Annotated in this window: 8 protein-coding genes; 7 read left to right on the top strand and 1 reads right to left on the bottom strand. The window is 56.5% G+C overall.

The genetic code is table 11. The features are described from left to right. Window positions 1–17: 17 nt before the first annotated feature. The 6 genes from nuoN (at window position 18) to ABVT35_RS12670 (ending at window position 8,423) form a co-directional block, all read left to right on the top strand. A complete protein-coding gene (gene nuoN / locus ABVT35_RS12695) occupies window positions 18–1,469 on the top strand; it encodes an NADH-quinone oxidoreductase subunit NuoN (protein ID WP_368466915.1) in 1,452 nt (483 codons plus the stop codon). Window positions 1,470–1,473: 4 nt separating this feature from the next. Next, the gene (locus ABVT35_RS12690; protein WP_368466914.1) at window positions 1,474–2,226 is read left to right on the top strand and encodes a biotin--[acetyl-CoA-carboxylase] ligase; all 753 of its coding nucleotides are present in this window, start codon (window positions 1,474–1,476) and stop codon (window positions 2,224–2,226) included. Window positions 2,227–2,265: 39 nt separating this feature from the next. After that, window positions 2,266–3,933 carry a ribonuclease J gene (locus ABVT35_RS12685; RefSeq protein WP_368466912.1) on the top strand — a complete coding sequence of 556 codons (1,668 nt, stop codon included), beginning with the start codon at window positions 2,266–2,268 and terminating at the stop codon, window positions 3,931–3,933. Window positions 3,934–3,961: 28 nt separating this feature from the next. Beyond that, window positions 3,962–4,366 (top strand): methylmalonyl-CoA epimerase, encoded by a 405-nt coding sequence (gene mce / locus ABVT35_RS12680; RefSeq protein ID WP_368466911.1) that lies wholly within the window; start codon window positions 3,962–3,964, stop codon window positions 4,364–4,366. Between the two features lie 37 nt (window positions 4,367–4,403). Beyond that, the gene (locus ABVT35_RS12675; RefSeq protein ID WP_368466910.1) at window positions 4,404–4,679 is read left to right on the top strand and encodes a DUF1467 family protein; all 276 of its coding nucleotides are present in this window, start codon (window positions 4,404–4,406) and stop codon (window positions 4,677–4,679) included. Window positions 4,680–5,060: 381 nt separating this feature from the next. After that, a complete protein-coding gene (locus tag ABVT35_RS12670; RefSeq protein WP_368466909.1) occupies window positions 5,061–8,423 on the top strand; it encodes an adenylate/guanylate cyclase domain-containing protein in 3,363 nt (1,120 codons plus the stop codon). A 235-nt stretch (window positions 8,424–8,658) separates the two neighbouring features. Here the strand turns inward: ABVT35_RS12670 and ABVT35_RS12665 are convergent, their stop codons facing one another. Further along, window positions 8,659–9,126 carry a GNAT family N-acetyltransferase gene (locus ABVT35_RS12665; RefSeq protein ID WP_368466908.1) on the bottom strand — a complete coding sequence of 156 codons (468 nt, stop codon included), beginning with the start codon at window positions 9,124–9,126 and terminating at the stop codon, window positions 8,659–8,661. Window positions 9,127–9,349: 223 nt separating this feature from the next. On the opposite strand from ABVT35_RS12665, the gene ABVT35_RS12660 reads away from it, so the two are divergent. After that, window positions 9,350–10,948 (top strand): EAL domain-containing protein, encoded by a 1,599-nt coding sequence (locus tag ABVT35_RS12660; protein ID WP_368466906.1) that lies wholly within the window; start codon window positions 9,350–9,352, stop codon window positions 10,946–10,948. The last annotated feature ends 378 nt before the right edge of the window (window positions 10,949–11,326 follow it).

The raw sequence follows: 11,326 nt of genomic DNA, 5'->3' as shown, positions 1-11,326 counted from the left end.
CGAAGGATTGTCACGACATGACAGTTGAACTCCTCGTATCAAGCCTGCAGCTCTCCATGCCGGAGGTCATTCTGGCCGTCGGCTCCATGGTGCTGCTGATGATCGGTGTGTTTTCCGGCAGCAAGTCATCCTCGTTGGTGACCGGCCTTGCGGTTGCGCTGCTGATCATTTCAGGGCTCTGGCTGGTTCTGGTTTCGGGAGAGGGGCTCGCCTATGGCGGTTCGTTCCTGCAGGATTCCTTTGCACGCTTCATGAAGGTCCTGACATTGATCGGCTCGATAACCGCGATGGTCATGGCCGTCGGCCACGCCCAGGAAGAGCAAATCGACCGTTTCGAGTTCCCGGTGCTTATCGTGCTGGCAACGCTCGGCATGATGCTGATGATTTCGGCCAATGACCTGATTGCGCTTTATCTCGGTATCGAGCTGCAGTCCTTGTCGCTCTATGTCGTTGCAGCAATCAATCGCGACAGCACACGCTCAACCGAGGCAGGCCTGAAATATTTCGTTCTCGGCGCGCTTTCCTCCGGCATGCTGCTATACGGCGCGTCGCTTATTTACGGCTTTACGGGCCATATCGGATTTGCGGAAATTGCCGACACGCTTGCCAGTGGCGACCGCTCGCTCGGCGTCATATTCGGCCTTGTGTTCCTGCTCGCCGGTATTGCGTTCAAGATCTCCGCCGTTCCGTTCCACATGTGGACCCCTGATGTCTATGAAGGCGCGCCGACACCGGTTACCGCTTTTTTTGCTGCTGCTCCGAAGATCGCGGCCATGGCAATGCTGGTGCGCATCGTAATCGAGGCATTTGAGCCGGTTGCTCCGGACTGGCAGCAAATCATCGTCTTTGTCGCGATTGCGTCAATGGTTCTTGGCGCGTTTTCAGCCATCGGCCAGCGCAACATCAAACGGCTGATGGCCTATTCGTCCATCGGTCACATGGGCTATGCGCTGGTAGGGCTTGCCGCGGGCTCGCAAGTGGGTGTTCGCGGTGTTGCCATATACATGCTGATCTATATGGTGACCACACTTGGCACCTTTGCCTGTATTCTCGCCATGCGCCGCAAGGAAGAAGGCAATGTCGAGCAGATCGATGATCTGTCGGGTCTTGCATCGACCAACCCGCTCATGGCGACGATCCTGACGATTTTCATGTTCTCGCTAGCCGGAATACCGCCCCTTGCAGGGTTCTTTGCCAAGTATTTCGTATTCGTTGCGGCTATCGAATCGGGCCTTTATGCCCTTGCCGTCATCGGCGTTCTGGCTTCTGTCGTCGGAGCCTACTATTATATCCGGATCGTCAAGATCATGTGGTTTGATGAGGCGAGTGCGGGTTTCGTGCCTGTTTCCGGCGAACTTCGCCTGGTGATGGGCGTTTCGGGCCTCTTTGTTTTGGGCTATGTGCTGATTGGCGGACCCATCGGTCAGGCTGCGGGCATTGCAGCGAAGACGCTTTTTGTAGCGGGGTAAATAGGTGAGCAGCCCATTTGCGGATTTCAGGCACATCGCACTTGGTGACGTTGATTCAACGAACCTTGAATGCCTGGATCGTGCGCGTGAGGGTGACGCCGGAAACCTCTGGATTACAGCCAATCGCCAGATGAAGGGGCGCGCCCGGCGCGGGCGAAGCTGGATTTCCGAGCCTGGAAATCTGTATGCGTCCCTGCTGTTGATCGATCCGGCGGCGCCGGCCGCCCTGGCCAGTCTGCCGCTTGCCGTTGCCGTTGCCGTGCATGGTGCAATTGCCCGTGTCATGCCGCAGGGCGCTGAGCGGCCAACAATCAAGTGGCCGAATGATGTACTGATCGGCGGCGCAAAGGTGTCAGGCATACTGCTTGAAAGCGAGAACCTGCCAGACGGGCGTTCGGCAGTTGTCATCGGGTGCGGGGTCAATGTGACGCACGCTCCAGACGAGGTCATGTATCCGGCAACGACGCTGCATGCGAAAGGTTCGTCGGTTTCGGCCGAGGAGCTGTTCGCCCGGCTTTGCCAGACGATGGCGGACGCCTTGGAACGCTGGGATGAGGGGCGCGGAATTTCCGCGATCCGGCAGACCTGGCTGGACAATGCGGAAGGCCTGGGCAAGGCGATCACCGTGAAATTGCCCGACCAGACGATTTCGGGAACGTTCAAGGATATCGATCAGTCCGGTTGCCTTGTCGTTGTCGACGAAGACAAAACTGTCCGAACCATTGCCGCCGGCGATGTGTTCTTCGGGCAGCCCTGAGTTCCGGGCAAGCGTCCCGAAAAAACGGCTTTACAAATAATGGCAAAAACCGACGAACTGGTATTCCTGCCCCTGGGCGGTGTTGGCGAAATTGGCATGAACCTCGCGCTGTATGGTTATGGTCCCGCAGGCCATCGCGAGTGGATCATGGTGGATTGCGGCGTAACATTTCCGGGACCGGAACTGCCGGGCGTTGATCTGGTTCTTCCCGAAATTCGCTATATCGAAGACGAGAAGATCAATCTCAGGGCAATCATCATCACGCATGCGCATGAAGACCACTACGGTGCCCTGGCGGATCTATGGCCGTATCTGGCAGTGCCGGTCTATGTGACGCCTTTCACCGCCGGCATGATGGAGGCCAAACGTGCCTACGAGCGCACGGCTGAGGAAGTGCCTGTCACCATTTTCAAGGCTGGCGAGACTTTCGAAGTCGGCCCGTTCGCTATCGAGGCGGTGCCGGTCAATCACTCCATCCCCGAGCCGGTCTCGCTGATCATAAACTCGCCGGCCGGACGTGTGGTGCACACCGGTGACTGGAAAATCGACGAAGCGCCGACGCTTGAGCCGCTCACTGATGAGAGCCGGTTCCGCAAAGCCGGCGATGACGGCGTTCTGGCGCTGATCTGCGATTCAACCAATGCCCTGCGCGATGGCGTGTCGCCGTCGGAAAAGGAAGTCAGCAAAAGCCTTGAGAAAATCATCACCGCGGCGAGGGGGCGTGTGGCAATCACGACATTCTCGTCGAATGTCGGGCGCATCCGTTCCGTCGCCGAGGCTGCGAGGGATGCCGGCCGGAAGGTTCTGCTGCTTGGAAGCTCCATCAAGCGCGTGGTCGATGTCGCAACGGATCTCGGCATTATGGAAGGGCTGCCGCCGTTCATCGACGAAGACGAATTCGGGTATATTCAACGTGACAAGATCGTCATCATACTGACCGGCAGTCAGGGCGAAAACCGCGCTGCACTTGCCAAGCTTGCACGTGATGAGATGCGCAACATCGCTCTAAGCGCTGGCGATACGGTGGTTTTTTCGTCGCGAACAATTCCCGGCAACGAAAAACCTATCCTTGATATCAAGAATGGTTTGATAGAGCAGGGCGTTCATATCATCACCGACGATGAGGCGCTTGTGCACGTTTCCGGGCACCCGCGTCGTAATGAACTCAAGCGTATGTATGAATGGGTCCGTCCTGAAATTCTCGTACCGGTTCACGGCGAGGCTGCTCATTTGAGCGGACATGCGGATTTTGCCGAGCAATGCGGGATTAAGACCGTACCGCGGGTTCGAAATGGTGACGTTTTGCGCCTGGCACCCGGACCGGCCGAGATCATTGACGAGGCGCCCCATGGCCGCATCTTCAAGGACGGCAACCTGATCGGCGACTTCGACGAAATGGGAATTGGCGAGCGGCGCAAACTGGCCTATGTGGGCCACATTGCCGTCAATGTGCTGCTTAACGGCAAAAACGAGCTGGTGCGTGATCCGGTGGTCAAGGCAAACGGTCTTCCCGAAGCCGACGACAATGGTGAGCTGTTGAGCTATCAGCTTGAAGAGGCCGCGGTGAGCGCCGTGGAGAGTATTCCGCGCGTGCGCCGCAAGGATCTCGGTATCGTGCAGGAATCGGTGCGCCGTGCCGTTCGCTCGACTGCGCGCGACATATGGGGCAAGAAGCCTGTCATGACGGTGTTCGTGACCCGCGTGTGAGACGCTGCACAAATAGGATGGAACGAAAATGATAGGCAAGTTGAACCATGTTGCGATTGCAGTGCCGGAGCTCGATGCTGCTGCGGCCCAGTACCGCGATATGCTCGGCGCAAGGGTTTCGCAGCCGCAGGCGCTGCCGGAGCATGGTGTGACCGTGGTCTTCGTTGAACTCGACAATACCAAGGTCGAATTGCTTGAGCCGCTGGGCGTGGGATCGCCAATCGCCTCATTCCTGGAAAAGAGCCCGGCAGGCGGTATGCACCACATCTGTTACGAGGTGGATGACATACTGGCGGCGCGTGACAGGCTGCAGGCCGGCGGTGCGCGGGTGCTCGGCGATGGCGAGCCGAAGACCGGGGCGCACGGCAAGCCGGTGCTGTTTTTGCATCCGAAGGATTTTTGCGGCACGCTTGTCGAACTGGAACAGGTATGAGCGACCAAATCGGGTTGCACCTGACAGGAAATAGCCAATGACATTCCTGACGGCATTTGCGGTCTATTTCATTATCTGGTGGATCACGCTGTTTGCGATCCTGCCGATCGGCGTTCGCACGCAGGCGGAGGAAAGCGACGTAACCCTCGGCACTGCCGAAAGCGCTCCTCTCAAACTGCAGATGCGCAAGAAACTGATCCTGACCAGCCTGGTAGCAGCCGCGATCTTTGGCGTTTATTACGCAGCCACGGTGTTTTTCGGATTTACCGTCGACTCCATTCCGCGCATCGTTCCGGATTTCTCGAAAGACTAGGGTTTGGCCGTGGTGCCTGAAGAACGACTTCAGTGGAGTACGAAGCACGGAAAGTGGCGGCGGGAATGCGAATGGGACGGGCCGGCTGAATGTGGCTTTCAGACCGAAGCCGCCGCTTATGGATGCCGCAGCAAAGGTCGACTCCGAGCCCTTCCATGCCGCTCGGATGGTATCGCAATCTGAGCAGCCAGATGATTCTTCAATTACCGAAGATGACCCATAGCCGACATTCAACAAGCCAGCCGTTCTAATTGCTCGCTACAATTAGATCTCAAGTACACATCAGTTTTGTCCATACCTCGTTTTGAGCTAATGTTTGTTCCATCGGGAGATTTTGGACAACACTGGTCAATGCCTCCCTTCGGGGCCGGAGGGAACAAATTGTCAGATATTGAGCGTTGGCTCGCAGAGCTTGGATTGGATAAGTACGTTTCTGCTTTTGCGGAAGCCGAAATTGAGTTCGCCGATCTAGCGCATCTTACCGATGAAGACTTGAAGGAACTTGGATTGCCCCTTGGTCCTCGCCGCCGCGTGAAAGCTGCAATCAAGAACTTTGACATCGGCTTTAAGACACATACCTCAGCACCCAAGAACATTGCACCCAAGCAACAGGAATCTGCCGGAACGCCGTCTGCATCGTCCTCCGAGGCTGAACGACGTCATCTGACGGTAATGTTCGTCGATCTCGTGGGATCCACGGAAATGGCGAGCAAGACCGACCCTGAAGACATGCGCACTGTCATTACCAATTATCAAGATACTGTAACTGGGATTGTCTCTCGTTTTGAAGGATTTGTAGCCAAGTTCATGGGTGACGGTGTGCTGTGCTACTTTGGCTGGCCACGCGCCAACGAGGATGATGCTGAGCGCGCCGTCCGCGCGGGCCTTTCGATCATTGACACTGTCAGGACATCACAGGCAACTGACGGTACGCCCCTTGGTACCCGGGTTGGCATTGCTACCGGCGTTGTCATTGTCGGCGACCTGATAGGCAGTGGAGCAACACAAGAGGCGGCAGTTGTGGGCGAGACCCCCAACCTGGCCGCGCGCTTGCAGGCAATTGCGGAACCAAACCAGTTGGTTTTACCAATTGAAACCCAGCGTTTGCTGGGTAACGCCTTTGATTTGATATCCATCGGCGCCCAGGAGCTGAAAGGTGTCGCTGCGTCAGTCGAGGCTTTTGTCGTTAAAGGTGAGATATCTGTCGAGAGTCGGTTCGCCGCGCACCAGTCTGGGACGCTGACGCCCATCGTTGGCCGGGACCGGGAGATCGAGTTGATGCTCGAACGCTGGGCGCTAGCCCGTTCTGGTCATGGGCAGATAGTCCTTGTGAGCGGTGAGGCCGGCATCGGCAAGTCTCGCATCACCCGCGCTGTGATCGACGAGATTGCGCAGGATGATCACATCCGCATGACCTATCAATGTTCGCCCTATCATGCAGACAGTGCATTTTATCCTGTCATTCAGCAGCTGTCATTTGCCGCCGGGTTCCTGCCTTCAGACGGTCCCGACGCTCGGCTGGACAAGCTGGAGGACCTGCTTGGAGAAGATCACGCCATACTAAAGCTCGTGGCCCCGATGATGGGGCTGGACGGAACTGAGAGATATGGCGCGCTTGACCTGACGCCCCCACAGCAACGCGCACAAACGATGCAGGCGTTGACCCGATTGTTGGTTCAGCAAGTTGAACAAAAGCCTTTACTGCTGGTTTATGAAGACCTGCACTGGATTGATCCAACATCGCTTGAATTGTTGGAAATCTCGCTGGATGCGATAACTGATCAGCAGATCATGATCCTCGCTACTGCCCGTCCCAGCTTTGACTACGGCTTTGGCGGGCACCCCATCGTCACGCGATTTGCGCTGAACCGGTTGGGCAAGGAAATGATCGGGGCCATTACCTCCAAACTGGCTGGGGGCAAGGCATTACCCGATGAGATCATGGAGGTTATCGCTCAGCGCACCGATGGCGTGCCACTGTTTGTCGAGGAACTCACCAAGACGATCCTTGAATCCGGCGCCCTTAAAGAGGACGGCAACCGTCTCGTTTTGAACGGCCCGCTGAGTACAATCGCCATCCCCACCACGCTGCATGACAGCCTGATGGCGCGGCTGGATCGGCTTCAGCCTATCAAGGAGGTGGCGCAGACTGCCGCATGTATCGGACGCGAGTTCAGCCACGGCCTGCTGGCTCAAATCTCCCGTTTGCCAGACACCGAACTGGCCGCGGCTCTGGACGGTCTGATCGAAGCGGAACTGATCTACCGGCGCGGCCTGCCGCCCGAGGCGACATATCTCTTCAAGCACGCGTTGGTCCGTGACGCTGCTTATGAAAGCCTGCTGAAAGAACGGCGGCGGGCGGTCCACACCCGGATTTTGGCGGCGTTGGAAAATGACCCAGACGTTGCACCAGAAGTGCTCGCTGTACATGCCGAAGTGGCCGGACTCACCGACAGGGCTATCGACCTGTGGGAGGCGGCCAGCAAGGCAGCCCTCGCACGGCCTGCATATGACGAAGCCATCTCGCATCTAGGACGCGCCATAGCGTTGATCTCTCCCCAGCTGGAGGACGATGCCTCCCTGTCAACTGAACGTGCGTTGTCTTTGCAGGTCCCGCTGGGCATGGCGTTGCTTGCCCGAAAAGGTTACGGCGCAGATGAAACCGTGGCCGCGTTCCAAAAGGCGCTCGCTCTGGCGGACAGGATTGGCGAAACCCCGATGCGATACTCAATCCTTTATGGCCTATGGGTCAGCACTGCAATCAGGGGCCAGCACGCCGACGCTTTGCTGATCGCAAGAGCGCTTGTTGAGCAGGCGGACAAGTCGCCGGATTCTGTGTCTCTTGTCGTCGCCAATCGTGTTACCGGCCTTTCGCACTGGTTCATAGGCGATTTCATGGAGGCAGATCGATATCTCGATGCCGCGCTGGCACACTTTGACCCGGTCGCGCATGCGGGCCTCGCCCATCGGTTTGGGCAGGATATTGGCGTCGCAATTCACATTTTCAAGGCATGCAACTTGTTGGTACTTGGCGAAACGAAACGCGCCTTGGAGCACGCAGAGGAATGCGAGCGTCTCGCTAAATCGACAGGCCATGTCCAGACGGTTTGCTATGCGTTTGTCGTGCGGTCCATTTTCGATCTGATGGCCGATGACCAGGCCGGCGTCCGGCGTTGTTTGTCCGAAATTGCACCAATTGCCCAGGAGCATAGTCTTACACTCTGGCTCGCCTATGTATCAGTGATCACCGAGATCACCGCGGCTCAAGATGGTGATAGAACCAGCGTACAGAGATACAAAATGGCCGATGCAGCCATAGTCGCGGAAAAGTGCACGTTCTTCGTATCTCAGTTTCGCATCAATGTCGGCTGGTCGGCCTTGGCCATGGGACTCAAGGAGGAAGCGGCTGAACTTGCCAGCATGGCTCACGACATCATCGAGCAGACGGGTGAGACTTACGCGTTGGCGGATCTACACCGTTTGAATGCGGCTTTGGCAAATGCGGATGGCGACAGTGTAGCCGCCGAAAGTCACCTCAGTTCCGCGCTTGACGTCGCCCGAAAGCAGGGTGCCAAACTCTGGGAATTGCGCGCGGCCATTGACCTTGCGCGCCTTTGGCAGGAACAGGGCCGCGCAGATGAGGCCATTGCGTTGCTAGATCCAGTTTATGACAGCATCGCAGACGGCGACTGCCCCGATGATCGGACCGCTGCCAAAGAATTTCTTGCAGTTTTGAAGGGTTGAACGAAGCGCCAAATAACCAGGAGCCGAAGGTCAGCCATTGGCACATTGCGCCACTCTAATCGCGTCGTTTGCGGAACAACAAACTAAGCAAACTGATGTCGGTTTGTCCGCACAGCGGCCATTGTCGCTGACACAGTATCGACTTTTGTCTCACGTCCGCTTTGGAGAAACACGCCGGAACACTTCGCAGTCGCAGCGAATGTCCCGCTGCGAAGCCTGACCGCTGGACATGTTTTTAGCGGTCTACGGCCTTCTCAAAATAGACCCGTTCGAATCCGTCTTCGCGGCGGCGTCCGGTCTCGCGATATCCGAGCGCCGGGTAGAGCGACAGGTTTTCGTGCATATGAATGTTCGTGTAGAGCCGAACGGTGTCCATGCCTTCGTTGCGGGCATATTCCTCAACAAAGGAAACGAGCTGGCGACCGTAGCCCATACCGTGGTGATCCGGGTGAACGGCGACATTTTCAAGAAGCACCGACCTGCCGGATTTGTAAAAGACGACGTAACCGCGAATGACCTGCACAGTGTCTGAATGCACAAAGACCTTGTGTTGACGGATTTGCTCCTCGAAGTCCGCGATCATCGGTGCGGGTGCACGGCCGATGCGGCTGACATAGATTTCATATGCCGCGTGTGCACAGTCGATGATCCGTTCGAGGTCATGCGCAGTTGCGCGGCGTATGTGATTATTTTGCTTGGCCATGTTTCCTGCAGAGCCATCGTGATAACGAAATATTGAACTACCAAAGCGTGCAAATCCAGCCGATTCAGGAAGTCGCAAGACTTGCCTGGTAGGGTTAATTGCCTGGATTTCTTAAATGAGCAGAGGTGTTGCTCAATTTTATCGGGGGCGGGATTTCCTCCCAGTATTTCAAATGGCCTTTCGTATTTTGGAAGTTTTTCGGCAATTCCTTACCGGCAACAGGATGCTTCCACGTGCAGGCTTTGCCAGGAAAATCTCCCTATTTGTCGCGGTTTTGGCAAGCACTGTACTCTTTTCATTTGTGACGGCGAGTGTCGTTCATTCGTTGCGCGAAAGTCAAAACCGCGAACGCCTGCAGGAACTTGCAGCTTCGACACTGCATCGGGCGGAACTTGGAGCCGACTATGCTTTCATTGCACTGACGGAACTGTCGGAAAGGTCTGATATTGTCTGCGGCCAAAATACGATCGAGCTGTTCCGAAAACAGATCCATCAGCGGGCGATCGTAAAAGACATCCGGATTGTCGACGCCCAGGGCATAACACAGTGTGCGGCCTTTCCGGATGTATTGGGCGCGGATCAGAAGCACCTTGATATGACTGCGCTGCAGAGTTCCCGGAACGATCATATCAAATTCATGCCTTTGACGCTGAACGGCCAACCGGCACTTGGCGTTCATTGGACGATCGACACCGACAGGGGCCTGGTCGCCATCGTCAATACCGATACCCTGGTATTCGATGTCCTTCCGAGTGCACTTCGAACGGGCAATGAGGTTCGGGTCATGCTGACCGACGGCGCTCTTATCGCATCTCACGCAGGCGGTAATCCGGGAGCGCAATCCTGCGCGGACCACATGGCTGAACCGCAGGTCTTTAGTGCCGCTTCCCGGCGCTATCCCCTACGGGCGCAAATCTGCATTGACCGTCAGCTCGTGGCCATGTGGAACAATCAGGTCAGCGCCGCCTATCCGGTTGGCGGCGGATTGCTTGGCCTGATTTTCGGCCTGTTGGCCGTGCGGGCCGTCACAGGTCACCGCAGCCTGACCTCTGAGATCGACGATGCACTGGCGGGCCGCGAATTCAAAGCCTACGCCCAGCCGATCTTTTGCCTGAAGAGTGGAGAAATCACCGGATGCGAGATATTGGCGCGTCGTGTATTGCGCGACGGCACCGTTATTTTGCCCGGTGACTTTATTCCGCTTGCCGAACGCACCGGCAGGATCGCGCCGATTACCTGGCAGATCATGGATGATGCACTGAACCAGTTAAGGCCGCTTCTGCGCTCAAACAAAAGATTTACGGTAGCGTTCAACATCTGCGCGCATCATATGATGCAGCCGTCCTTTACGGCTGACTTGCGCGCTCACGTGAGCGGTTCGCGGGTTGGTTCGCGCCAGGTCGTCATTGAACTGACGGAGCGCCATGAAATCAGCGACTTTGACCAAGCTTCGGCAACGATCGCCGAACTCAAGAAGATAGGCTATCGCGTCGCCATTGACGATGCCGGAACGGGGCATAGCGGATTGAGCTACATCCAGAAGCTCGGCGCCGATACGATCAAGATCGACAAGTTCTTCGTCGATCCGGTCATTGATGATCCGAGTGCGCGCTCGCTTATCAATATGCTTGTACGTCTGGCGCATGACCTTGGCATGTCGACTGTCGCCGAGGGTATCGAAACCCGGGAGCAGGCCGTTGCTCTTGCCGAGCTCGGCGTTGAAAGGGGGCAGGGCTATCTCGTTTCCAGGCCGCTGCCGCTGGATGCGTTTTTGCGCTTTGTTGCCGAACGCGACAATGGGCACCGTCGGTCGGCGGCCTAGACTGTTTCCTGATAAATTTGAAGCGTATCACTGTGGGAACGGACGCGGCATATAAAACCATGCCGAAAGTTTGGATTGCGCAAAAAAAAACAAGGCACGGAGCCTTGTATTAAAGTATCGCGTTGATCGTTTACCGGTGTTACTCGGCGGCTGCAGGTCAACCCGCGCCTTAGATCCATCCTCCCAAGACTTTGACCGCGGAACGGGCAAAGATCTTTTGTCTTTGCCTCATTGGTGCTGGAAACTAGCCGATTGTTTGGCTGCTGTCACCTGAAAAGTGACATTTTTATCGCTGTCGAGATATTTTTTTGTATCTGATGCGATTTACTGCCGCGACCGTTGATAGATGGCGTGTGTGCGGGGGCCGATCAATTGCGT

This window comes from Hoeflea sp. TYP-13 (genome assembly GCF_040932035.1).
Lineage (GTDB): Bacteria > Pseudomonadota > Alphaproteobacteria > Rhizobiales > Rhizobiaceae > Hoeflea_A.
Note: the sequence above shows the minus strand (reverse complement) of the source record. Positions and strands in the feature narration are given on the sequence as shown.